We start from the raw sequence: 22,423 nt of genomic DNA on the forward strand, positions 1-22,423 counted from the left end.
AACACAAGTAAAAACAGAAAGAGACAGCTCTATGGCTGTCTCTTCAAAGTGGTTCGAAAATTCACGGCAGGCTTTACAGGGATCCACAGCGTACACTGGTGACGTCTGCGGGAACAGAACCTCATCAATAAATGGAACGTGAGTACGGATACTGATCAATCCCACTGACGAATATGCAGGAGTTCCAGTTATTCGCCGATGTTCTCTGTGGTTACCAGTTTCAAAGGAACCGGAATCGTTTCCTCTACTTCCTCTCCCTGCAGTACATCTGCGCCTGCCTGGACAGCCAGCGAGCCGATCTGTTCCGGCTGCTGGGCGACGGTTGCGGAAAGATTGCCGTTCTGAATACTCGTCATTGCATCTTCATTTCCGTCAAAACCAACGACTAGTACATCACGACCGGAGCTTTGAATGGCCTGATAGGCGCCCAGAGCCATTTCATCATTGTGGGCGAAGACTGCTTCCAAATCCGGATTTCCCTGAAGAATGTTCTCCATCGTATTCAAGCCTTCTGTACGATCGAAGTTCGCGGTCTGCTTAGCCGTCACATTCAACTGCTCATCAGCTACCGTATGGAAGCCGCTTCCCCGCTCCCTCGTTGCAGAGGCTCCGGGAACACCTTCAAGCTCTGCCACTTTGGCGTCCTCTCCCAGCTGTTCCACCATATATTCAGCGGCCATCTTCCCGCCTTTTTCGTTATCCGAACTGACGAGAGTGGCCACTTCTCCTTTTTCAGAAGAACGGTCCAGCGTAACGACGGGAATGCCGAGGCTGTTGGCAGACTGGACAGCCGTTGAAACCGCCGAAGAGTCGGTCGGGTTGATCAGCAGGACGTCGACCCCCTGCTGGATCAAGTCTTCCACGTCGCTGACTTGTTTAGCTGCATCATTCTGTGCATCAACGACGACAACATCCATCCCCTGGGCTTCTGCTTCTTTCTCCACCCCGTCCTTCATGGAAACGAAAAATGGGTTATTCAAAGTCGACACAGACAATCCTATTTTAATATCTTCCGGATTTTTATTATTGTTCGGTTTGGCCCATTCCGGCGGCTGCAGAGAACATCCGCTAAGAAAAAGCAGGACTGCACCGATGATAAGTAACAATCGTTTGATCATGTTCATCCCTCCTACGCTGATTTCTTCCGGTCCATGAGGACGGCAATAATAATGACGACACCTTTAACAACCATTTGGAAAAAGGAGGAGACCCCGAGCAGATTCAGTCCATTGTTCAACGTTCCAATGATCAAGGCGCCAATCAATGTACCGACAATCAAACCACGCCCTCCGGATAAGCTCGTCCCGCCAAGCACAACGGCAGCAATCGCATCCAGTTCATAGGATGTACCGGCAGTCGGCTGTGCTGAATTCAAGCGTGAGGTAAGAATCGCCCCAGCAAGTGCAGACAATAGACCGGCTAAAGAATAGACAAGGACTTTCACCCGGGAAACATTGATTCCTGAGATGAACGCCGCTTTTTCGTTACCACCAATCGCATACGTCCGACGTCCGAACGGTGTTTTATGAAGAATCACCCAAAGAACAGCAAAAGCGAGCAGCATGGTCACCGCAGGTACAGGGATGCCGAGGAAATAGCCGCGGCCGAACAGCTGAAACGCATAGCTGTCGCCAAGTCCTGTAATCGGGTTTCCGTCGGTATAGACAAGAGTCAGACCACGGAACATCGTCATCGTTGCCAATGTAGCAATAAACGGAGCCATCTTTCCTTTTGTAATCAACAGTCCGTTGACAGCTCCCATCAGCGCACCAAGCAGGCATCCGATCAGAATAGCTAAAATCGGATCAATGCCGGATACCATCATCCCGGCCATCAGGGCACTCGATAAAGCAAGAATCGATCCGACGGACAAATCGATGCCGCCGGTGAGAATGACGAAGGTCATCCCATAGGCAATGAGGGCGTTAATGGCAACCTGACGTAGCAGGTTTAATAGGTTCAAAGGTTCCAGAAAGCTTGGGTTTATAATGGATACAACGGTAATAAGTACAAGAAGCCCGACCAGCGGCCCCAGCTTCTGCAGTGACTGGCCGATGCTGTTCGTTTTTTTAATGGCGTTCATCATGGACGTTCCCTCCTGTCGCAAATGTCATAATCTTTTCCTGTGTCGCTTCCGACCGGTCCAGTTCACCGGAAATGGTGCCTTCGTGGACGACGAGAATCCTGTCGCTCATGCCGAGTACTTCCGGCAGTTCAGAGGACACCATCAGGATAGCTACTCCACGGTCGGTCAGCTCGTTCATCAACTGGTAAATCTCCCGTTTTGCCCCGACGTCCACTCCACGTGTCGGTTCATCAAGAATCAACACTTTCGGCCCGATGCCGATCCATTTGGCAATGACCACTTTCTGCTGATTCCCGCCGGATAAGTTCTTCGCTTCGGTTTGGGCGGATTCGGTTTTGATTGTCAGGCGCTTGATCAACATCTCCACGAATTCCAGCTCCCTGCCATCCTGGATGAGCGAACGCTTTGTGAAGCTTTTCAGGCTGGGGAGAGCGATGTTATCTTTAATAGGAAAATCAAGCACGAGTCCTTCGTCTTTCCGGTCTTCTGTAATTAACCCAAGTCCGAGTTTGATCGCCTGGCCCGGATTCTTCATAACGGCACGCTGACCGTTCACATGGATGTCTCCCTCGTATTTTCCATCCAGTCCGAAAATCGTCCGCATGATCTCTGTTCTTCCCGCCCCCATCAATCCAGCAACCCCAACAATTTCACCAGATTTCACTTGGAAACTGACGTCCTGGAATACGCCCGGACGTGTCAGGTTTTTCACCTCAAGGACGGTTTCTCCCGCATCGGCCTGCCTTTCTGGAAAACGATCGGTGAGTTCACGCCCCACCATTTTGCGGACCACTTCATCAAAGCTCGTGTCCGGAATCGGTGTCGTATCAATGGTACGGCCGTCCCGCATGACGGTGATACGGTCGCAGACGTCAAAAATCTCCTCCATCCGGTGGGAAATATAAACAATAGAAACCCCCGAGGCTTTTAAGGAACGGATCACGCCGAACAGCTTTTCAATCTCTCTGTCGGTTAAGGCTGCTGTCGGTTCGTCCATAATAATCACCTTGGCATCGGTCATGAGCGCCTTGGCGATTTCAATCATCTGCTGCTCCCCGACCGAACACTGTCCGGCATCCTTATGAAGCGGGATGGAAATGGAGAGCTTTTCAAACTGTTCCTTCGCAACCGCTTTCATTTTTCTCGTATGGATAATCCCAAAAGATGTAACCGGTTCCCGATTAATGAACAGGTTCTCCAGAACGGTCAACTCCGGCCAGACATTCATCTCCTGATGAATAAAAGCGATGCCGTAGTTTTCCGCTTCTTTTGGGTTGGAGAACGTTTTTTCCTGAGCGTCAATCTGGATCGTCCCCTGATCCTTTTTGTGAAGGCCGGTCAAGATATTCATGAGCGTTGATTTACCTGCCCCGTTCTCTCCCATGAGGGCGTGGACTTCCCCTTCCTTGATTTCGATATCCACGCCTTCCAGCACTTTGTTCGTTCCAAACGCTTTATGAATCTGATTCATCGTAATATGCATCGTCTCACCCCTTTTTAGAAAATGACCCCGGCATGCAGGATACAGTTGGCATAAGGCGTCATTTCACCTGTGCGGATGACAGCTTTAACATCTGTCAGCTCCTGCTTGAACGCTTCATGGGAACGTTCGTCCATCTCGACAGCTGTGAACATGTCTCTCATTTCCTGCTGAACAGCCGGATTGGACTTCATCTCTTCCGCTGTGGTCACTTTTTCTACACACATCTCCTCCTGCACGACCTGTACCACTTCCATAAACCCGGGTACTCCCTCTTTTAAGGCAAGGTCGATCTTCAATGTTCCTGCCGGTATCGGAAGGCCCGCATCAGCGATGGCGATCCGGTCGGTGTGACCGAGATCGGCGAGCACTTTACTAATGCTGCTGTTCAAGATGCCGTGTCTCTTCATGGCTTCATCGCCTCCTCAACATCCTCACGGGACGGCATTCCCCCCTGCGCTCCGAAGCCGGTGACAGACAAGCTGGCCGCCCGGTTGGCAAAACGCAGGCTTTCTTCCATCTCTTTTCCTTCGGCAACAGCGACAGCAAAGGCGGCATTAAACGTATCCCCCGCTCCCGTCGTATCGACAGCCTTGACCGGGAAGGACGGTACGAGAACTTCTTCCCTTCCATTATGGTAACGGACGCCGGCTGCGCCTTCGGTGATGAACAATTTATTCTGGTGTGCCTGGAGCGCCTCTGATAAAGCCAGGCCTCCGAATAATACAGCGGCTTCATGTTCATTCGGTGTGACGTAGCTGACTTGATCCAGGACCACTTGTGGTACAGGTCTTGCCGGAGCTGGATTTAACAACAAAGGCACGCCATAACGGGAGCACAGCTCTGCGGCATGAACAACCGTTGCTTCCGGCACTTCCTGCTGAATCATCACAAGATCACTGTTCTTCAAAAGTTTTTCTGCTTTTTCAATATACTGCGGAGTGACATGGTCGTTCGCTCCCTTGACGACGACGATGCTGTTATCGCCTTCTGCTAAGATGATGTGGGCTGTTCCACTTCTTTCATGTGTAACCGGTTCCACATAGTCGATTCGTACACCGTTTTTCTTCAGATTGGCTGTGATTTCTTCTCCGTAAGTGTCTTCCCCTACACATCCGATCATATAGACATCAGCTCCCAGACGGGCGGCTGCGACCGCCTGGTTCGCCCCCTTGCCCCCGGGCACGGTATCAAATGCTTTACCTAATACGGTTTCACCTGCCTCCGGCCGTTTGTCAGAGGAGACGACAAGGTCCATGGAAGAGCTGCCAATGACAGCGATGGTCGGCTTTTTCATTCTTGATCATCCTTTCGTGTTGTATGTCGTTCGATCAATTCCACCGGCATTTGAATGGACCGGTGCTCTTGTTGAGGCTGTCCAATTCTTTGTATTAACAGTTCAGCCGCTTTTCTACCCATTTCATAAGCCGGCTGGCGGATGGTCGTCAGCGGCGGATAGGACAGACGGCTTTGTGGGATATCGTCATAGCCGATGATCTGCAGATCCCCGGGGATGTTTTTCCCCCGCTTCAACGCTTCATGGACGATGGCGATGGCGACAATATCATTACTGGCAATGATGCCGTCGGTTTCAGGAAATTTCTGAAACAGCTCCTCGGCCCAGTTCAAAGCTTCCTCAAAGGCATAGGAGGTCGTTGACATGACGGAAAAATCCACGTCCGCTTCCCCAAGAACCTCCATGGCACCCCGGTAGCGATCAACTGCGGGTTTAACATGGGCAGGGCCTTTGACGAGCGTCACCCGCTGCGCCCCTTTTTTAATGAGGGTCTCTGCTGCGAGCCTTCCTCCTTCCCGGCCGTCTGCGTACACAGCGGGATAACTGCTTGACGTACGGTCAAGCAGGACCAGCGGGAGATCGAGCGACTGGTACATATCATAATCCACGTGGTTCGTCGCCGTAATCATACCAACCACATTATTCTGGACAAAGGTTTGAATGTAGTCCATTTCCTTTTCGATATCCTCATCACTGTTTCCGAGTAGAAGACGGAAGCCCTGGCGGCCGGCCTCATCCTCCACTCCTCTGGCCAGCTGAGGGAAAAACGGGTTTGTTATATCCGGAAGAAGCAGGCCGATCAATCTGGAGCCCCGCTTATACAGCGACCGTGCCACTTCGTTCGGGCTGTAATTCAGCTCTTCAATAGCCGCCATCACTTTCTTCCGTGTTTCTGTGCCTACATAGCCATTATTATTCAACACGCGTGATACCGTAGCCACGGACACCCCCGCATGTTTCGCTACATCTTTTATCGTTACCATAGCTTCACTCCTGCATTGTGTAACCGGTTACATAGAACATAGCATAAACGTTTCAAGAAAGGCAAGAACAAAATGAAAAAACCCGGAACAGCTGATCCGGGTTTCTGGATATTCAAGCTCTTTTCATCTGTACGCCGCTTTGTACCGGCGCACTCCCTTTTTTAACGGACAGGCTGTGCAGAATGATTCCTGTGATTAATAACCCCATTCCCAGAAAGGCCGTTGAACCAGGAAGGGGCGCAGACAATAGAAGCACTTCTCCTAGAAGGACGAACAGAACCTGGGTGGACTGCGTGGCTTCGACAGCTGCAAGCTTTCCGCTCTGATGCCTGGCGCGGTCTGTTGCTATGAAAAATAAGGTTGTGGCTGCCACACCGGAGCAGACGGCGACAATGAAGGACTGGAGTACCTGCCCCTGCGCCGGCGGTCCCGCTGTGACCAAAGCCGTCGTACTTAAAATCAACCAGAACGGGAGACTGGCAAGCGTCATGCCTAGAATGCGCTGGAAGGTATCCAGACGATCACTGCTGAAGGCCATCATTTTCCGATTTCCAAGAGGATAACAGAAGGCAGCGATAAGAACAGGAAGAATCCCTGCTGTTAGTTCCAGTGGTGTGACCTTCTCCAAATGCTGGAGTTGAATCAGACAGACTCCTGTTAAAATAAGAAAGGAAATAAGCAGCGAGCGCATCGGAATCCGCTCCCGCCTTATTTCAGGACGATTCCCGATGTACACAGTCGTGTGGAAAAACGGAGTGAGGAGGATACCGGCCGCAATAGTCACCTGCCAGGTCCCGGCGATCAACCATCCAGGACCGTAGGCAGCGGCATAGGTTAAGGGAGCGTAAAACAGAACGAATCCGACAAAGCTCCATCCGATCCAGGTGGCCGGATGCTTTTTCAATTCTATAAACACTTGTTTCCCATTCTTTCTTACACGTACAATGAGAAGCAGGAACGGGACCATAAATAGAAAGCGCAGGGATGCACTCCACATCCAGCTGCCACCGGCTAGTTCCATCGACCGATTCAGAATGAAGGTGACAGCAAAAAACATCGAGGCCGTTACACCGAGCAAAATCTCTCTCATCTCCACCACACCTTTATATATTATATTTAACTGATGATACATCATAATATACCAAAAGAATGATCAAATGAAAACCATCTACAGGAGGAAAAATGATGAGCGATCCCCAAAAGAACGATGCTGAAAAAATGGCCAGACAGGCCGGAGTGACGCTCAGGCGCCTGCGAAAAGGAAAGCAGCTCAGTCTGCAGGACCTGGCCGACCTCACGAATGTCAGTAAACTGACGCTTGGCAACATCGAGCGCGGAGAAGCCAATCCATCCCTTACCGTCATGTGGAAAATTGCCAACGGTCTGCAGATCCCTCTTTCCACGCTGCTTGCCGAGGAGCAGGAAATTGTCATATCAAGAAAACATGAAGGAAATAAAGTTCTGAGTGCAGATGAGTCCTTAACACTTGAACCGATGTTTTCCACCCGCAGCTTTGACGCAATCGAGACGCACCGCGCCTTTTTAAAGCCGGGAACCGAATATGTCACCGATGCCCACCAATCCGGAGTGGTCGAATACATCACAGTGATGGAAGGACGTGCCCGTATTCAGATCCAGGACGACTTCTATGATCTAAAACCGTATGATGCGATTAAATTCAGTGCTGATCAGCTCCACGGGTATCATAACCCCTACGATGAGCCGGCCGTCCTCCATTTTGTAATGATGTATAATTAAAAGCCATGAAAGGACCGGACAAAATTCGTAACATCACCAAATCAAAAAAGAAAACAGGGAGGAGCTTCTGTCAGACAGAAGCTCCTCCCTGTTTTCCATAAACATGATAGAAGAATCGCTGGACTCCTGAATTACAAAAAAACATCCGTTTTCTTCACAACCGGCCGCGGGAGGATTCATCCATTTTCACAGCCTCCTGCCTTTTCAACCGCCGGCGCGCTGAAACGGTCTGCGGGCTGATTTTTGTATGACCGATGGCTTTAGCCAGCCCGAATTTCGGCATGTTTCCATAGATCGATTCAAACTGCCCCGGTTTCTGAAGATACGTTTCATGATAGATGCCGACTTCTTCTGTATCCCCGGCTAGTTGGTAAAACTTCTTCCACGCCTGCCGATGCTTTTTCCCACGGGCATAGTCCATCAAGGCCTCCTCAGATTTCCAGTACTGCACCATCAGCACCGTCCGGCCTGTAAAGAAGTTCTCCATATCAAGAAATCCCATGTCCTTATGTGTATAAAGCTCCTTGATCATCGGCGGCATCGCCCGGAGCACAGGAAGCCATTTGTGTACCGCCCGCCATTTATTGATCCGCATCCCGATGAGAAAAACGACAAACCCTTGCTCTCCTGCCGCTTGTGTCGTATAACGTCCTTGAAACACTTGTTTCCCCACGTTACTCCTCCTTCATTTCATCGATACGGGATTTCGTTTTCTCACACCATTCGACAGCCGCTTCCGTCGTAGCGAGTCCGTAATCCAGGGTAATGATCCAGAACGGCGCGTCTTCCGACGGACACTCCTCGCTCAGCAGCAGTTCTTTGATGCTCTGGTACGTATGCTGCTTCTCATACAGTTTTTTTCTGTAGCTTTCCAACTGATGAAGAATGACGGATTTCTGCTGATTCCGGCTGAAAAACAGCTTCAGCAACAGTTCATTTTTCTCCACCGGGAGATCCTCCACCGGTTTCATCAGCCAGGACCGGAGCTGTTCCTCACCGGACGGAGTGATGATGTACTCCTTCTTATCCGGCCGGCCTTCCTGTGAGGTGACATGAACCTCTGCATTTCCCTCCTCCACCAGTTTCTTAAGCGTCGGGTAAATCTGTCCGTAGCTGATCTTCCAAAAGTGATTCAAGCTCCCATCCATCATCCGCTTCATCTCATAGCCTGTGTGAAATCCTGCTGTCATCAAGCCAAGCAGGGCATAAGGGGTATGATTCTCCTTCATAGGCTGCTCCTTTTATATCAATATGATATATATCTATTTGATATAATTATAAAACAGAACGCCCGCAATAAACAGACTATTTTCAAATCCACCCCTTCTTTTTTCCATAAGCAAGCAGCCCTTCATATGGATCCCCTTCGATTTCTAATGGATCACAGAATGCGGCTTCCGTGGAAAAGCCGTCTTTCTTATTCTGAAGAATGATGGGTTTGAGAGCAGGATCCTCCCGGAGGATACGGTATTCAATAAACATGTGAAGCCAGGCATGCTGATCGGTCACCGGCTGGTTCTGAGCGAACAATTCCCACTCCAGTCCCCCGTACCGGAAATTGGCTTTTGCGACCTTACGCCCTCGTATGTATTTTTCTACAATTTTAAAATTGGAAAAGCCTCCATACAATCTCTCCCATCTTTCCAATAAAAAGGAATGGTTTTCTGTCTGCATGATGATATCAACGTCGGAGTCCTCCAAATCAATCCCGAGTGGAATGGTTCCACAGATGACCGGGTGGTTTTCCTTGAATTGTGCAGCGATGTTCAGTTTGTGAAACAACCGCAGGACGTGCCGCTGCTTCTCAGACCCTGTGCGTAATAGTTCCATCACGTTCATCCAGCTCCCTCCTTTCTCCCTACCATAAAAAGAAACACCCCTGTCTGCAAGGACAAGGGCGTTCGTTTATTAATAAGCTCCGTCAGAATACGTCAGCTCATAGCTGTGGGAGTAAATTTCAAAAATGTTGCCGAACGGATCTTCAACATAAACCATCCGGTACGGCTTATCTCCAGGATAGTATTCACGGATCGGCATGCGCTGCTTTCCACCGTGGGCTTTAATTTTTTCAACCATGCCCTCTACATCCGGGTCCTGGATGCAGAAATGGAAGATGCCTGTCTTCCAGTATTCAAAATTGTTTTCCGGCTGCTCGTTCTCCGGAAATTCGAACATCTCGACACCGATACGGTCACCTGTAGCGAGGTGGGCAATGCGGAACTGCTCCCACTCGTTTCCGAAGACGTCACGGCACATCTGGCCGATGGCTGTGTCATCATTTTTCACTTCTGAAGGCTCCATAATGACATACCAGCCAAATACCTCCGTGTAAAATTTAACGGCTTCATCTAAATTCGGGACAGAAAGTCCAATATGGGAAAAAGATCTTGGAAAAGTCATCATTATTTATTCCTCCTTGTTTTATTTCCTTTACAAATTCCATTATAGTTAGATTTAGACGTTTGAGAAGAACGCACTTTAAAGTAAGAGGCTTACCAAAAAGTTAGAAAGGAGCCCGTTTATGAAGGCACCGATGGACGATAATGGAAAGCTTAAATGCTCCATTGAATATACATTGAAAAAGATCGGCGGCAAGTGGAAAACCGTCATCCTCTGGCACTTGAGCGTAGACGGCACGCTTCGCTACAACGCTTTGAGGAACCTGCTTCCCGGCATTTCGCATAAGGTGTTGAGTCAGCAGTTGAAGGAACTGGAGGAGGATGGATTCATCATCCGCTTCCAATATGATACTGTTCCTCCAAAAGTCGAGTATTCCATTACAGATATGGGAAAAACGCTGATGCCGATTCTTGAACAGATGCATAAGTGGGGAACCACCTATGGAGATTTGGAACCATAAAAAAACCTGCAGCAAGGCCTGAACTTAGCCTGCTGCAGGTTTTTCTTTTTATTCCGATTTTGCTTCCTCAACCATTTGAACGAGGTCATCGATAGAGCTGCCTTCAAACTTTTCACCATTAACGAAGAGCGTCGGCGTTCCAGTGACATCCCAATCACCAGCCCAGTCAAGATCACGATCCAGCGCTTCTTCTCCAGCACCATCCTGATAGGCGGTAAGAACAGACTGCGCTTCTTCTTCACTGACGACTTCTGCCAGTGTGTCATATAAGTAATCTTCGGTGTAAACTTCCTGCTGCTCGGTTCCCGGTTCCTGCTTTTCATACATCAATTCATGAAATTCCCAGAAGGTGTCGTTTCCAAGCTCCTCATAAACGACTTCAGCAAATTCAGCAGAGCGGTCGGAATCCGCATTGATGAATGGATATTGAATAAAGTAAAATTTCACATCTCCGGTTTGAATCAGCTGTTCATCAATCAATGGAAAGAATCCAGACTCAAAATCCTTACAGTACGGACACTTGTAATCCCCGAATTCCACAATATTTACTTCTGCGCTCTCCTCACCTAAGTAAGGCTGGCTTTCATAACGATCCGCTGTATCTTCACTTGACTGGCCCCCGCTTAATAAAGCTATGGCGCCGATCACAATGACAACGGCGGCTGCAACAGCCATCCAGATCCACGTTTTTTTCATGTATGTTTCCTCCCTGTGTACGATTTCAGGCTTCGGCCATTCAACCACGATGACCCGCCTGGACGATCCCCCATTTTCCGTACAGCCGGAAAAATCTCCTACGGAAATATCATGCATGACCACTCTGGGAAAGTCAAAAAAATCATCTAATAGCAAGGGTGGAAACGGGTCTCTATCCAGATCGTTCCAAAGAAAACGATGCCATTTTTGAAAAAGACAAATAATTTCAACGAATTGCGGTAAGCCTATTGTTCCTTCCATCGATTCTTGGTAGGATAATCTTTATTCGTTCAGCGAATGACGACTACATCGAAGAAAGGAACATGCATATGCAACAACGAACTTCCATTTCCACCTACATCATGATCGGAACCATGCTGTTCGGGTTATTTTTCGGGGCCGGGAACTTGATTTTTCCGATTCAGCTTGGACAGCTTGCTGGAACTTCCTTCTGGCCGGCTTTGATCGGTTTTCTCGTCACAGCCATCGGACTTCCGTTCATGGGTATCCTTGCCATCGGCTTATCCGGAAGCCGCGGACTGCATGACCTGGCCAGCCGGGTTCATCCATTATTCGGCACGGGATTTGCTCTTTTATTATACTTAACCATTGGACCGTTTTTTGCGATTCCCCGGACAGCTACCGTCCCATTTGTCGTTGGATTCGAACCTTTCCTTGACCAAGGATCAGCGGCTATCTGGCTCGGCGTTTTCACCTTTATCTTTTTTGCGGCGGCCTACTACTTTTCTCTTAATTCGGCAAAAGTGATGGATATCGTCGGGAAGTATCTGACTCCGACCTTTTTACTGTTCTTATCCATTCTTATCGTTACAGCCATCATCAAGCCGATGGGAAGCTTCGGTGCCCCGACCGGAGCTTATGAAGCCATGCCGTTCATGACCGGCTTCAAGGAAGGCTACAACACGATGGATGCGCTCGGCGCCCTCGCTTTCGGGATTGTGGTCATTCATGCGATCCGCCGTCTCGGGATCACCGACTCCAAAGCGATTGCGAGTACAACGTGGAAATCCGGCTTGTTTGCCATGAGTTTGATGGCGCTGATTTACGGATTGATTACGTATATGGGGGCCTCCAGTACAGCAGCCGTCGGCCAGTTTGAAAACGGCGGATTGACCTTTGCAGCGGTTTCTCAGTTCTACTTCGGGTCCTATGGTTCCATTCTGCTTGCCTTGATCATCATCCTGGCCTGTTTGAAAACGTGCATTGGTCTGATCATTGCCTGCAGTGAATTTTTCCATACGATCTATCCGAAAGTCAGCTATAAGACGTTCGTCCTTGTGTTATCCCTGTTTTCCTTTATCGTAGCAAACGTTGGGCTGACGAATATCATCGAGTATGCAGTGCCTGTACTGATGTTCTTATATCCGCTGGCCATCGTTCTTCTTCTGCTCGGTCTCAGCTCTAAAATGTTCAACCATAAGCAGACCGTTTATGCTGGAGCCATGGGGCTCACCTTTTTCGTCAGCATCATCGATGGATACAATGCCCTCGTGGGAACGATCCCATCAATTGCAGCCGATTGGCTGGAATCAGTCAACACCCTCTATGCTGCCTACCTGCCGTTTTACGATATCGGCCTTGGCTGGATACTGCCGGCCGTGATCGGAGGATTGGTCGGTTATTTTTGGAAGAATCAGCACGTCCAGCCTTCGAAGAACATGCAGACAGAAACGATTCAATCATAAAAAGAAGCGCACCTGATCCTTTCCAGGTACGATGGCTGTAGAAAAGGCCTGTGCTAATCAGGTAGAGTTATCCATTTGTCGTGGGAAGGGTCACTTTCCGCTTATCGGTGGATGAATGCCGCGGGCACGCCCTCAGCTAACTTGGTCAGGAAGGTCGCCTGCCCAAGTGGATCTTCGGCCCGTGCTGTTCCCGCAGGCATCACCACCGAACGCTCCTCGTGCCGACATTAGAATATAGAGGAGAGGTTGTGCACGAAGCAGGTTCGCAGATTCAAAAGAACGGCATGGGCTGCGCTGTTGCGCACTTGCGTGGAAAAGAAAAAGGGAAGGAACAGCCGCTGATACGGCTGCCTGCCGGAATATAAAAAAGACTCTCCTCCATCCAGCAAGGTTGAGCTGGGTGAAGGAAAGTCTTTGTCGATGTTAAAGAACCTCCAAGGGCTTTCGGTCCTGGCGGTAAGAAAGATAAAAAGCTTGTAAAGAAACAGGGGTTTCTCTACAAACTGCGTACCTGATCTTTTTCAGGTACGCTTCTTTTTTATTTAATCAGCAGGAGCAAGGAGGTGTTCCTTCACTTTTTGAGCAAATGCTTCGCCGGACATCAGCTTCCGGCCGCCCCCTTGAACAAAGTGAGGCCGGCCGCCTCCCTTGCCTTCAATCAGCGGCATCACCTGTTTGGCGACCGCATTCATATTCCCATCGAGGGATTCCCCTCTTGCCATAACAAATTGAAGCTGATCTTCCTGCTCACTCACAAAGACAACCTGATGGTCAGAGGTCTTCTTGAGCACGGCCTGCGCCAGAGACTGCAGAGCCTTGATGGAACGATCCTTGTACACATTCACAATGAGCTTTTCCTCCCGATGAGCGGCTGCCAGCTCTGAAGCTTCATAAGATAACAGCTCCTCTTCCAGTTCAGCGATTTTTTTATCTTTTGCCTTGTCACCTTGGATGAGAGACTTCACCTCATCTACCAGCTCCGCTTCCGGACGGGAAATCAGATGCTTGACTCCTTGGATGACCTGATGTTTGTTTTCAAGCTGCTTCAAAACACGATCGCCGCAGACAAATTCCAGACGGACCTGCCCTTTGTTCTTCGTCCAGCCGAGGAATTTCACTGTTGCCACTTCCGCGGTCGATGAGGGGTGTGTGCCGCCGCAGCCGCTGTAATCGATCTCCGGGATGATGACAAGACGCACGTCCCCTTCCACACTTAACGATTTGCGAAGTGGATAGGTGTCTGCTTCTTCCACTGTCACCCATTTCGTGTCAATCGGATAACCAGCGCGGATGACCTTATTGATTTTCGCTTCTGCTTCCTTCATGACGGCTTCACTGAGTTGAGGGGTATCCAGGTCGATGGTAACCGTATCGTCACCCAAATGAAAGCTTGTCGTTGGAATCTGGTAATCATCATGGAAAATGGCGGATACGATGTGCTGTCCGCTGTGCTGCTGCCGATGGTCATTACGCCGCTGTTCGTCCACGACGCCATGGACACTTGTGTCTTCCAGCGGCAGGGCTTCAGCCAGGTAATGACGGATCTCCCCATCGATTTCCTCGACATCAACAACCCTAGTCCCGTTCAATGTGCCGGTATCGTGAGGCTGACCTCCTCCTGTCGGATAAAAGGCCGTTTCCTCAAGAACCGCGTACGTTCCGCGGTCATCCATTCCGGTTTCTTTTACATATGTATGAAAACTCGTAAGGTACGCATCTTCGTAATACAATTTCTTTGTCATCGTTCTTCCTCCTGTCTATCCCCTATCGTACCATGAGCTCCTTTTGCTTTGCATGTAAACTCGGACTCTGATTCCAACAGTCCAAATACATCATGATCCACGTGCGTCTTCCCGAGCATCTCTGCTTCACGGATTCGTCCTTCATATGCGAAACCGAGCCGCCGGGGAATGGCCGAACTGCTCTCATTTCCAACAGCGACCCGGAGTTCAATTCGGTTCAACCTCAGCGTTTGGAAGCAGTGGCGTACGACTTGCCGGCAGGCGGCTGTCATTAACCCCTTCTTTTGAAAGTGCATTCCTATCCAATAGCCAATTGAAGTGGATTTGTGTTCCCAGTTGATGCCATGCAGACCAATCACCCCTGCCAGTTCTCCTTTATCGATGATTCCTGCCTGAAAACCGTTGTTATCCGCATACTGTTGAAGCGAGCGTTGAATAAACTGCAGGGAGTGTTCAGGCTGTGTGACTGCATCCACCCATGGGAGCCATACTCGTAAATGCTCTCTTGAGGAATCAATCAGCTGAAATAACTCATTTTGATCTGAGGGATGGAGCAGTCTGAGTTTTGTGTGTTCGTCCACGTGTATGGAAAACCTCTCTCTCCCCCTTGACACCCAATCAAACATCCAGAACACCTCCTTAAAAAGCAGGAACAATGACCGTCCTAAAGCCAGTCGATACTTTCCTATCTATCCTTTTTTCAGATCCACTTTCGTTCTGCTTCCCGCAAACTCATCCAAAGCCTTGCGGTAATTAACCACCTGCTCTTTAGATGAAAAGAAATGCTTCGGCACAATAAAAATTTTCGTGCGGTAAACGGATAAGAAGAAATGCTCTTCTCTTTCCATTATAGAGGTGAGTTCATCCCACTCCAGTAATAAATACGCGTTTTTTCCCTTCTGAATAACACCTTCTGAAGATAATTGATAAGTGATGGGTGATTGTAAATGCCGGTTTTTCGCATAAGTTAGACGTGTGGTCATATAGACGAATAACCGGCATAACAGCCAGAGGAAAAAGGTATACAATAAAGCTTCCATTACAGAAAACACAATGTTGACCAGCCAGTGTCCCTGAGACCATGAGATAAAGAATCCCGTTAATATTAAAAAAGAGAATAAGACCACACGCTTTATTGATCTTTGCATTTTCAACCGCATAAACGTGTGGACATCCTTAAACGTTAATACCCCTTGAACTTCTGTTTCTATGTTCTCCATACAACTTCCCTTTCGACAATGGATACGGATGAAAGTTTCACCTCTTATAGTCGTTCACATTCTGAATCCACTTTCACCCCATTGGTATTGGTTCCGGCGGTTGATTTCTCATCCAACCCTTCTAATCTCTATCCATCCACCACTTCGCTATAATAAAGAAAAGAATAAAGACAACGATGGCACTCCAATAGTACCATTGAGGCACATGCTCGAACCCATACATACACACACCACCCTGACAGATTTATAGATTGGGACTCCAAGTACGTTTCAAGCATTATGTAACTGATCAAAGACGATGACCGGGATCATCAGGATCAACAGCTGTTGAAACTCAGAAAGATCACTACGGTTGTTGACCTCATAATGATCCATGGACACTAAAGCTTCCTTTGTTGTCGGATATGGAATCGACCGTTTTTTGATAGTCGAGAGCTTTGAGGAAGGATCACCTTCTTCATATACCACAAAATCCAGTGACCCATTCTTTCCCTCCGCCGAAAGCAGCAGGCGGCCAACTGTATCCCGGACGCTCAACCGTTGAGAACTGAATTTTAATTTCTGCTCAAGGACGGCCACCCGCTTCCCATCCCGGCCAAAAATATCGATCTGCTGATTCAGTCCTCTCTTTTTACTAAAAACAGCCACAGGCTCAGCTTTAGGGTTGGTCATACGAAAATGTTTACTGCATATAAAATGTAAGCTGACCCATTGAAGCAGCTGATCCTTCCAGCTGGACGCCGACTCAGCTGTTTCTTCGATCATCCCGATCAACGCCCCACCTGCCCGAATCGAAAACTGCTGCTTCTGACTTTTATAGAGAGATTGCGGCTTAACTTCCAGTTTGCTGTGGCTGGTAAACAATGAATGATCACTTCTTTCCTTCTCATTTAGTGATTCTCTGATGTTTTCTTTCGATCCTTCATGAAATTATCGATGGCCCACTTGGAGAAGGTGGCAGCAACAGCTGTCCCTGCAATCTCCATCCATCCGTCCTCAAACGTTGAAAAAAGAACCAGAAAGATCGTCATTCCAACGATCATCCATATAAAGAATCGGATATATTCCTTCACACTGACACCTCCTGAATCGGACCTATCCATTATTTCAAAAAAATACCACACCCTCAACTTGATTTTTTATAAAAGGCATAGGAAAACCCCCGGCAGCTGGTGCCGGAGGCTGAAGTTAGGAGGCGTTGTTTTTAAATCCATATAAGTAATTCACAAGCTTGTCATAATCTTCGTCCGAAGAACACTCAATCTGCAGATCAATGAAGGCCATAACGATATCTTCCTGTTCAAATGGAAAGTGACTGCTGTCGACGTTGGAGAGAATATCCCGATTGGACAGCCCCTTATTTTTTAGTACATCAACCGTCTGTTCCATAGAAAATACCCCGGACATGATGCATTCCTCCTCCATCATACTTGAGTTTCTAAAAGAGCAGGACGACCTTGTCCTGCTCTTTTATTTATTCGACATGAAGAAGAGAAATTCCTTTTCAAAATCCTGTGATCATACAGGTCCCCAGTTGATGACAACCCCGATGGAGAGCATCACGACAGCAATGACGACCCAGATCAGCATCAGGGGAAGCATCCATTTCGCCCATTTGATCCACGGAACTCCTGCAACGGCCAGACTGGCCATCAGCGGGCCTGACGTCGGGAAGATGCTGTTTGTAAACCCGTCCCCGAATTGATACGCTTGAACGGCAACCTGGCGGGTAATCCCGACCATATCCGCCAGCGGGGATAGAATCGGCATGGCGATCATCGCCTGACCGCTTCCGGATGGGACGAGAAAGTTCAGGACTCCGTTCGCCGCAAACATACCGAGCGCAGCTGTGACGGGGGTGAGTTCCTGCAGAGGAACCGACAGGGCGTGTACAGCTGTATCAAGGATCTTGGCGTTCTCCATCACAATAAGCACAGCCCGGGCAACACCGATGATCAGAGCGCCGTACACCAGCTTCTGACATCCATCGAGAAACGTCAGTGCCAGTTTATTGTAGTTCATACCAGCGATGATGCCCGCTCCAAGACCAATGACGATAAAGAAGGCGGACATATGATTGATCGTCCAGGAAAACTGGATTGTAGCGTAAATGAAAAAGGCAAGGCAGGCCCCGACAAAACCGAGCAGCCATTTATGGCGGGTGGTGAACGGTGCTTTTAACCCCCCCTTTTCCTCCCCTTCATCCAAGACACCCATCAGGCTTTTCGACGGATCCTGTAACAACTTTTTCGCATATCTCCACGTATAAGCAATGGTCACCCCGACGATCACGACGAACGCAGTCATTCTCAGCGCCATCCCTGAAAACAAAGGGATGTCAGCAATCGACTGAGCAATTCCTACGGTGTAAGGGTTCAGGAAACCTACGTTAAACCCGGCAAACGTCGCTCCGAACGTAATCGATACCGCCACAATCGCATCGAGCTTCAACGCCCGGGCAATGATGACTCCGATTGCTACGAACGGAATGACCGCGTTCGCAATTACACCGACCGCTCCACCAATGGCAAATAACGTGGAGACGACAGCGATGAGCCAGAACTCTTTCCCCCGGGTCAAATGGACCGCTCTCAGGATTCCTCCCTTGACCGCGCCTGAACGTTCAACCACTTCGAAGGCTCCACCGGCAAACAAGACTAAAAAGATCATCCCGGCAGACTGGATCATTCCTTCCTGAAGCGCCATGAAAATGTCCATAAATCCGGCCGGGGATCCGTCAGCGGCACTAAAGGTGCCAGGAACCACACGTTCCACCCCCTCAACGGTTTCCCGCTCAAACGTTCCAGCGGGGACGAAATAGGTAGCAATGGATGCAGCAAGGAGAACGGCAAATAAAATGACGTACGTATCCGGCATCTCCCACCGGCGTTTTTTCTCATGCTGCATCTCTGTCTTCTCTGCTGGTACACTCATATACGATACAATCCTCCTGAATATGTATTCATAGTTTCTTTTCCCTGCCTATGAAACGTAAAGATTTCCTAAAATGGATGTTGTATAGTATATAAGCTCCGGTGAATATTTGCAAAATTTAAAAGAAACAAAATGTTGATCCATCATCCCTCCCTTCTATTTCACGCAGGACTATAGTCACAAAAAAACCGCTGCTTCATGAAGAGCAGCGGGGTCATTTACAGGAGGAACCATCTGAGGATCTCCCTCCTATTTTCTTAATTCACAGGACGAAAGCGTTTTTATTTCCGTAAAAGGCGCTCGATGAATAAAAAGCTGATCGTTCCAAGCAGCAGTGTCTTGTTTTCCTTTGTCAGCGTATCCGATAACTCTACCATATCATTGTCTATATCACGGAAGATCCGGGTATATTCGATAGGAAAGCGTCCGTTATAAAAATGGGCCCAGGTGTGACCGGTCTCATCCTTGAGTGTGAAATCCCCGGATAACCCGGAAGCCTGCACGAATAAGACCTCCTCCCCCCGTGAATTCTTTATCATCCCCTTCATATGGATAAGGCTTTTGAATTCCTTTTGTATGTAAGAGCCCACCTTTTCCTCCTTCTCATTATCAATTGCCACCACCGTTTCCTTAAACCCTTTCCTATGCAGGGAAAACAACGGTCTCCCTTCATTGGAGTAAAAACGAAAGGTGCAGGGAATAAAAGACAGAAAAGAGGAACGGAAGGCAACGAGCGGGCGGCTCCACCATGGCAGGTCATCCACTTTCAACATTCCTACATATGCTCCGTTTTTCTCAAAAGCGAGAAGCCTCGGGTACAAGCCTGCATCCGGCTGGATAACGAGATGATCCAGTTCCTTTAATGAACGAGTGGAATCTTCGATAGCCATATTTCGGACTTTGTTGTATTTCCTCCGGCTTGAAAGCGAAATGAAAATCAGGAGGAGGATCGGAAAGAGAAAGAATCCCGTTTCCATCCACTCTTCTGTTCCTGACGGCCTCATAAAAATAATCACCCCAGCTGTAATGAGCAGCACAAGGATTAAAAGACTGTACGCGGTCCGCTCTCTTCTTTTATACATATCGGCAATCATGAAAACTCTCCCTTCCATTTCTTGTACGTTTCAGGAAATATACGGGTTTCAATCTTTCAAGGATGAATGATTACCGGATTGGATGAGTTGCTGTTATAATGTACTTTTGTACAAGAAAGAAAGGGGTAACCTATGAAAAAAATCTGGCAGTTATACAAACATTCTTCTTTTCTATTAAAAATGACCATCGGATTCGTCCTTGGTATTACAGCGGGCATTGTCGTCGGACCGGAGATGGAAATCGTCCAGCCGCTGGGAACCATCCTTATCAATCTGCTCAATCTGATCGCCGTTCCCGTCATTTTCCTGACCGTCGTCCTGGCTATCAATGAAATCAGTCCGAAACACCTCGGCCGGCTTGGTGGTAAGCTGCTCGGCTATTACGGCATAACGACAGCGGCCGCTGTTTTAATCGGGGTCGGACTTGCGCTTTGGATCAACCCGGGCACAGGCCTCACCCTCCCTGCTGCTGATGTTGAGAAGCCGGAGACACCGGGATTCTCTGATGTATTGCTGAATATCGTCCCGAACAACTTGTTCCAGGCGTTCTCCTCAGGTGAACTGATGGGCATCCTTTTTCTCGCTGTCATCATCGGTTTGACGTTATCCATAATGCGTTTCCGTGGAACAGAGGAGCATAAGGAATACGGCGATCTTCTATACCGCTTTTTCCGTGCCGCTAATGAAATGTTTTTCCTTCTGTTAAAAGGAATCCTGCTTTATGCACCCATCGGGATTTTCGCTATTGGAGCCTCCACATTTGCCACACAAGGATGGGAAACCTTCCAGTCCCTGTTCGCCTTTACCGGTGTTTTCTATTTAGGCGTCGCACTTCTCTGGATTTTCGTCTATACCGGTTTTCTGATGTATGCCAAAGTGAACATCCGACAATTTTTCAGCCGGACAAAAGATGCTTACGTGACCGCCTTTTTCACTTCCAGCAGTATTGCATCCCTGCCGGTGGCTGTTGAAGCGGCTAAAAAAGCAGGCATATCCGAACGAACCGCCCACTTCTCCCTCCCGATCGGAGCGGTTTTCAATTCCGATGGAGGCGCACTGCGCATGGGGGTTTCCATCGTCTTTGCCGCTAACATTACTGGACTCGATCTCTCTGCGGTCGATTTTATTACCATCGTCGCTGTCGGCACGCTGCTTTCCATCGGAACAGCAGGCATCCCGGCGGCTGGGCTCGTCACCCTGTCTGCGGTATTGACGATGTTCAACCTGCCGCTTGAAATTGTCGCCCTCATCGCCGGCGTGGATGTACTGATCGGCATGGCCGGCACAGCCTCTAACGTGCTTGGTGATATCGTCGGATCCGCCGTCGTTGATAAAAAAGAAAAGAACGCTGACCAGGCAGCATGAAAAAACCGGACTTGATTACCCATCAAGTCCGGTTTCTTTCTACTTCTCTGCGTCTCCACTTCCATTTGACCACCGTCCACCATAGTGTCAGTCCGATAGTAATGAAGAAAGCCATTTCGTATATCAAGGTGTTCTTATACCCCGTCAGATAAAGCACGAGACAGATGATCAGTCCTACAAGCGCTGCTGCCTGCAGCCTTCTCATGATTCATCATCCTTTTTGTGAATAGGTTTTACCTGTAAGCCTGACTACGTAAGTTCTTTTCCTTCTCTATTCCCTTCTTGAAGGTGTTTCAAAATCTGTTCGTTGGTTTTATTCAATTTCCGCAGCTGCAGTTCAATGGATATGGCCGTTACAATAATAATAAAAATAAGCACTAAACCCATAAAGGACTTCCTTTCCCATGGATGGATCATCTATAAACCTAAACCATCCACCTCTTGGAATCTTTTTAACGGATAGCTTTCTAAAAACTGATGGAGGAAACGATTGAATTCCTCCGGCTTCTCCTGATGGACCAAATGGGAGGCAAATGGGACCACCGCTCCGTGAACATGCTTATGATTTCTTTTATATTTCAAAACAGTGGCTGTTTCAAACTCATTTTCTTCACCGGCGATACAAAGAACAGGAATACTTCCCCCGTCCAAGTCTTTTGTGTAAGAAAATGGATACCAATTCTCATCTTGAGCAAGGTCCAGCAGCTTCACCCAACCTGGTCCGTGCAATTCTGTGAAATGTTGATTTATGTCTTTATCATTACGCAGCTGTCTTTGAAAAGACGCTTCTTTTTCATGGATTTCCAGCCAGTGATCCGGCTTGTCCGCCATGATCCCTGAAGTCGTTAACGTAGCCACATACTCCGGAAACCGTTTCGCAAAGACTACCGAAGCCAAGGCTCCCATAGAGGCACCGATGAGATGGGCGCGCTTCAGCTTTAAGTGATCGAGCGTATCCTTGATATCTTCCGCGCATGCTTCAAAATAATGACCCAGATCATCACTCTTTGATTTTCCATGCCCTCTTAAATCCAGAGCAATGACACACATGGTAGATTTCAGCGATTTCCGCTGTTCCACAAAATCTCTCTCCCCCGTCTGAAGCCCTGCGTGAAGAAAAACGGCAGGATCTCCCTCCCCTTCTATGATCGAATGCAATATCATAACACCCCTCCTCCCTCTCTCATCCCCATCGATAAAGA

Annotated in this window: 27 protein-coding genes; 4 read left to right on the forward strand and 23 right to left on the reverse strand. The window is 48.5% G+C overall.

What is annotated here, in order from left to right:
• Nucleotides 1–188: 188 nt before the first annotated feature.
• From rbsB to ACXADP_RS12810, 7 genes are all read right to left on the reverse strand, one after another.
• Nucleotides 189–1,118: a ribose ABC transporter substrate-binding protein RbsB gene (gene rbsB, locus ACXADP_RS12780; RefSeq protein ID WP_474971589.1), complete on the reverse strand. Its 930-nt coding sequence runs from the start codon at nt 1,116–1,118 to the stop codon at nt 189–191.
• 11 nt (nt 1,119–1,129) lie between these two features.
• Complete coding sequence (rbsC, locus tag ACXADP_RS12785) at nt 1,130–2,086, reverse strand: ribose ABC transporter permease RbsC (RefSeq protein WP_051254585.1); 957 nt, start codon at nt 2,084–2,086, stop codon at nt 1,130–1,132.
• Nucleotides 2,070–3,569, reverse strand: coding sequence for a sugar ABC transporter ATP-binding protein (locus ACXADP_RS12790; protein ID WP_474971590.1), 1,500 nt, complete (start codon nt 3,567–3,569; stop codon nt 2,070–2,072). Before ACXADP_RS12790 ends, rbsC begins: the two co-directional genes overlap by 17 nt.
• Before the next feature lie 14 nt (nt 3,570–3,583).
• Nucleotides 3,584–3,976, reverse strand: coding sequence for a D-ribose pyranase (gene rbsD / locus ACXADP_RS12795; protein WP_474971591.1), 393 nt, complete (start codon nt 3,974–3,976; stop codon nt 3,584–3,586).
• Nucleotides 3,973–4,863 carry a ribokinase gene (rbsK, locus tag ACXADP_RS12800; protein ID WP_474968254.1) on the reverse strand — a complete coding sequence of 297 codons (891 nt, stop codon included), beginning with the start codon at nt 4,861–4,863 and terminating at the stop codon, nt 3,973–3,975. The genes rbsD and rbsK overlap by 4 nt, the downstream gene beginning before the upstream one ends.
• Nucleotides 4,860–5,846, reverse strand: a complete 987-nt coding sequence (locus tag ACXADP_RS12805) for a LacI family DNA-binding transcriptional regulator (RefSeq protein WP_474968253.1) — start codon at nt 5,844–5,846, stop codon at nt 4,860–4,862. Before ACXADP_RS12805 ends, rbsK begins: the two co-directional genes overlap by 4 nt.
• 112 nt (nt 5,847–5,958) lie before the next feature.
• A complete protein-coding gene (locus ACXADP_RS12810) occupies nt 5,959–6,936 on the reverse strand; it encodes a DMT family transporter (protein ID WP_474971592.1) in 978 nt (325 codons plus the stop codon).
• A gap of 95 nt (nt 6,937–7,031) precedes the next feature.
• On the opposite strand from ACXADP_RS12810, the gene ACXADP_RS12815 reads away from it, so the two are divergent.
• Nucleotides 7,032–7,604 carry a helix-turn-helix domain-containing protein gene (locus tag ACXADP_RS12815; protein ID WP_474971593.1) on the forward strand — a complete coding sequence of 191 codons (573 nt, stop codon included), beginning with the start codon at nt 7,032–7,034 and terminating at the stop codon, nt 7,602–7,604.
• Nucleotides 7,605–7,758: 154 nt separating this feature from the next.
• Here ACXADP_RS12815 and ACXADP_RS12820 read toward each other — a convergent pair whose 3' ends face one another.
• From ACXADP_RS12820 to ACXADP_RS12835, 4 genes are all read right to left on the reverse strand, one after another.
• Nucleotides 7,759–8,277, reverse strand: coding sequence for a DUF4188 domain-containing protein (locus ACXADP_RS12820; RefSeq protein WP_474968250.1), 519 nt, complete (start codon nt 8,275–8,277; stop codon nt 7,759–7,761).
• A gap of 1 nt (nt 8,278) precedes the next feature.
• Nucleotides 8,279–8,833, reverse strand: coding sequence for a PadR family transcriptional regulator (locus ACXADP_RS12825; protein ID WP_474968249.1), 555 nt, complete (start codon nt 8,831–8,833; stop codon nt 8,279–8,281).
• An 82-nt stretch (nt 8,834–8,915) separates the two neighbouring features.
• Nucleotides 8,916–9,443, reverse strand: coding sequence for a DUF4269 domain-containing protein (locus tag ACXADP_RS12830; RefSeq protein WP_474971594.1), 528 nt, complete (start codon nt 9,441–9,443; stop codon nt 8,916–8,918).
• Nucleotides 9,444–9,512: 69 nt separating this feature from the next.
• Nucleotides 9,513–10,004 (reverse strand): lactoylglutathione lyase family protein, encoded by a 492-nt coding sequence (locus ACXADP_RS12835; protein WP_474970374.1) that lies wholly within the window; start codon nt 10,002–10,004, stop codon nt 9,513–9,515.
• Nucleotides 10,005–10,125: 121 nt separating this feature from the next.
• Here ACXADP_RS12835 and ACXADP_RS12840 point away from each other — a divergent pair, with 121 nt between their 5' ends.
• A complete protein-coding gene (locus ACXADP_RS12840) occupies nt 10,126–10,464 on the forward strand; it encodes a winged helix-turn-helix transcriptional regulator (RefSeq protein WP_051254583.1) in 339 nt (112 codons plus the stop codon).
• 48 nt (nt 10,465–10,512) lie between these two features.
• Here the strand turns inward: ACXADP_RS12840 and ACXADP_RS12845 are convergent, their stop codons facing one another.
• Nucleotides 10,513–11,160 (reverse strand): DsbA family protein, encoded by a 648-nt coding sequence (locus ACXADP_RS12845; protein WP_474968247.1) that lies wholly within the window; start codon nt 11,158–11,160, stop codon nt 10,513–10,515.
• Nucleotides 11,161–11,489: 329 nt separating this feature from the next.
• On the opposite strand from ACXADP_RS12845, the gene brnQ reads away from it, so the two are divergent.
• Nucleotides 11,490–12,866 carry a branched-chain amino acid transport system II carrier protein gene (gene brnQ, locus ACXADP_RS12850; protein ID WP_474971595.1) on the forward strand — a complete coding sequence of 459 codons (1,377 nt, stop codon included), beginning with the start codon at nt 11,490–11,492 and terminating at the stop codon, nt 12,864–12,866.
• Nucleotides 12,867–13,408: 542 nt separating this feature from the next.
• On the opposite strand, the gene ACXADP_RS12855 is transcribed toward brnQ, so the two are convergent.
• The 8 genes from ACXADP_RS12855 to ACXADP_RS12890 form a co-directional block, all read right to left on the reverse strand.
• Nucleotides 13,409–14,608: an alanyl-tRNA editing protein gene (locus ACXADP_RS12855; RefSeq protein WP_474971596.1), complete on the reverse strand. Its 1,200-nt coding sequence runs from the start codon at nt 14,606–14,608 to the stop codon at nt 13,409–13,411.
• On the reverse strand, nt 14,605–15,234 hold the full coding sequence (locus ACXADP_RS12860; protein ID WP_474971597.1) for a GNAT family N-acetyltransferase: 630 nt from the start codon (nt 15,232–15,234) through the stop codon (nt 14,605–14,607). Before ACXADP_RS12860 ends, ACXADP_RS12855 begins: the two co-directional genes overlap by 4 nt.
• 63 nt (nt 15,235–15,297) lie before the next feature.
• Nucleotides 15,298–15,828, reverse strand: coding sequence for a YcxB family protein (locus ACXADP_RS12865; RefSeq protein WP_474971598.1), 531 nt, complete (start codon nt 15,826–15,828; stop codon nt 15,298–15,300).
• Nucleotides 15,829–16,098: 270 nt separating this feature from the next.
• Complete coding sequence (locus ACXADP_RS12870; protein ID WP_474971599.1) at nt 16,099–16,692, reverse strand: hypothetical protein; 594 nt, start codon at nt 16,690–16,692, stop codon at nt 16,099–16,101.
• Nucleotides 16,693–16,718: 26 nt separating this feature from the next.
• Nucleotides 16,719–16,901: a hypothetical protein gene (locus ACXADP_RS12875; protein ID WP_474971600.1), complete on the reverse strand. Its 183-nt coding sequence runs from the start codon at nt 16,899–16,901 to the stop codon at nt 16,719–16,721.
• A 115-nt stretch (nt 16,902–17,016) separates the two neighbouring features.
• Nucleotides 17,017–17,235: a hypothetical protein gene (locus ACXADP_RS12880; protein ID WP_027953913.1), complete on the reverse strand. Its 219-nt coding sequence runs from the start codon at nt 17,233–17,235 to the stop codon at nt 17,017–17,019.
• A 111-nt stretch (nt 17,236–17,346) separates the two neighbouring features.
• Nucleotides 17,347–18,762, reverse strand: coding sequence for a YfcC family protein (locus tag ACXADP_RS12885; RefSeq protein WP_474971601.1), 1,416 nt, complete (start codon nt 18,760–18,762; stop codon nt 17,347–17,349).
• A gap of 281 nt (nt 18,763–19,043) precedes the next feature.
• The gene (locus tag ACXADP_RS12890; protein ID WP_474971602.1) at nt 19,044–19,856 is read right to left on the reverse strand and encodes a hypothetical protein; all 813 of its coding nucleotides are present in this window, start codon (nt 19,854–19,856) and stop codon (nt 19,044–19,046) included.
• Between the two features lie 132 nt (nt 19,857–19,988).
• Here ACXADP_RS12890 and ACXADP_RS12895 point away from each other — a divergent pair, with 132 nt between their 5' ends.
• Nucleotides 19,989–21,221, forward strand: coding sequence for a dicarboxylate/amino acid:cation symporter (locus ACXADP_RS12895; protein WP_281657844.1), 1,233 nt, complete (start codon nt 19,989–19,991; stop codon nt 21,219–21,221).
• A gap of 22 nt (nt 21,222–21,243) precedes the next feature.
• Here the strand turns inward: ACXADP_RS12895 and ACXADP_RS12900 are convergent, their stop codons facing one another.
• The 3 genes from ACXADP_RS12900 to ACXADP_RS12910 are packed head-to-tail and all read right to left on the reverse strand — an operon-like array spanning nt 21,244 to nt 22,385.
• The gene (locus ACXADP_RS12900; protein ID WP_027953909.1) at nt 21,244–21,426 is read right to left on the reverse strand and encodes a hypothetical protein; all 183 of its coding nucleotides are present in this window, start codon (nt 21,424–21,426) and stop codon (nt 21,244–21,246) included.
• Nucleotides 21,427–21,470: 44 nt separating this feature from the next.
• A complete protein-coding gene (locus tag ACXADP_RS12905) occupies nt 21,471–21,608 on the reverse strand; it encodes a hypothetical protein (RefSeq protein WP_156896435.1) in 138 nt (45 codons plus the stop codon).
• A gap of 30 nt (nt 21,609–21,638) precedes the next feature.
• Nucleotides 21,639–22,385, reverse strand: coding sequence for an alpha/beta fold hydrolase (locus ACXADP_RS12910; RefSeq protein ID WP_474971603.1), 747 nt, complete (start codon nt 22,383–22,385; stop codon nt 21,639–21,641).
• Nucleotides 22,386–22,423: the final 38 nt, after the last annotated feature.

The sequence above is a fragment of the Halobacillus sp. AWH4_228 genome, assembly GCF_056158365.1.

Coding starts and splice junctions, on each gene's coding strand:
- ACXADP_RS12835 (WP_474970374.1), bottom strand. CDS start 10,004: ATGACTTTTCCAAGATCTTTTTCCCATATTGGACTTTCTGTCCCGAAT.
- ACXADP_RS12860 (WP_474971597.1), bottom strand. CDS start 15,234: ATGTTTGATTGGGTGTCAAGGGGGAGAGAGAGGTTTTCCATACACGTG.
- ACXADP_RS12855 (WP_474971596.1), bottom strand. CDS start 14,608: ATGACAAAGAAATTGTATTACGAAGATGCGTACCTTACGAGTTTTCAT.
- rbsK (WP_474968254.1), bottom strand. CDS start 4,863: ATGAAAAAGCCGACCATCGCTGTCATTGGCAGCTCTTCCATGGACCTT.
- ACXADP_RS12815 (WP_474971593.1), top strand. CDS start 7,032: ATGAGCGATCCCCAAAAGAACGATGCTGAAAAAATGGCCAGACAGGCC.
- ACXADP_RS12880 (WP_027953913.1), bottom strand. CDS start 17,235: ATGTCCGGGGTATTTTCTATGGAACAGACGGTTGATGTACTAAAAAAT.
- ACXADP_RS12830 (WP_474971594.1), bottom strand. CDS start 9,443: ATGAACGTGATGGAACTATTACGCACAGGGTCTGAGAAGCAGCGGCAC.
- ACXADP_RS12840 (WP_051254583.1), top strand. CDS start 10,126: ATGAAGGCACCGATGGACGATAATGGAAAGCTTAAATGCTCCATTGAA.
- ACXADP_RS12905 (WP_156896435.1), bottom strand. CDS start 21,608: ATGGGTTTAGTGCTTATTTTTATTATTATTGTAACGGCCATATCCATT.
- ACXADP_RS12805 (WP_474968253.1), bottom strand. CDS start 5,846: ATGGTAACGATAAAAGATGTAGCGAAACATGCGGGGGTGTCCGTGGCT.
- ACXADP_RS12890 (WP_474971602.1), bottom strand. CDS start 19,856: ATGATTGCCGATATGTATAAAAGAAGAGAGCGGACCGCGTACAGTCTT.
- ACXADP_RS12910 (WP_474971603.1), bottom strand. CDS start 22,385: ATGATATTGCATTCGATCATAGAAGGGGAGGGAGATCCTGCCGTTTTT.
- ACXADP_RS12900 (WP_027953909.1), bottom strand. CDS start 21,426: ATGAGAAGGCTGCAGGCAGCAGCGCTTGTAGGACTGATCATCTGTCTC.
- rbsD (WP_474971591.1), bottom strand. CDS start 3,976: ATGAAGAGACACGGCATCTTGAACAGCAGCATTAGTAAAGTGCTCGCC.
- rbsB (WP_474971589.1), bottom strand. CDS start 1,118: ATGATCAAACGATTGTTACTTATCATCGGTGCAGTCCTGCTTTTTCTT.
- ACXADP_RS12825 (WP_474968249.1), bottom strand. CDS start 8,833: ATGAAGGAGAATCATACCCCTTATGCCCTGCTTGGCTTGATGACAGCA.
- ACXADP_RS12865 (WP_474971598.1), bottom strand. CDS start 15,828: ATGGAGAACATAGAAACAGAAGTTCAAGGGGTATTAACGTTTAAGGAT.
- ACXADP_RS12790 (WP_474971590.1), bottom strand. CDS start 3,569: ATGCATATTACGATGAATCAGATTCATAAAGCGTTTGGAACGAACAAA.
- ACXADP_RS12885 (WP_474971601.1), bottom strand. CDS start 18,762: ATGAGTGTACCAGCAGAGAAGACAGAGATGCAGCATGAGAAAAAACGC.
- brnQ (WP_474971595.1), top strand. CDS start 11,490: ATGCAACAACGAACTTCCATTTCCACCTACATCATGATCGGAACCATG.
- ACXADP_RS12895 (WP_281657844.1), top strand. CDS start 19,989: ATGAAAAAAATCTGGCAGTTATACAAACATTCTTCTTTTCTATTAAAA.
- rbsC (WP_051254585.1), bottom strand. CDS start 2,086: ATGATGAACGCCATTAAAAAAACGAACAGCATCGGCCAGTCACTGCAG.
- ACXADP_RS12845 (WP_474968247.1), bottom strand. CDS start 11,160: ATGAAAAAAACGTGGATCTGGATGGCTGTTGCAGCCGCCGTTGTCATT.
- ACXADP_RS12810 (WP_474971592.1), bottom strand. CDS start 6,936: ATGAGAGAGATTTTGCTCGGTGTAACGGCCTCGATGTTTTTTGCTGTC.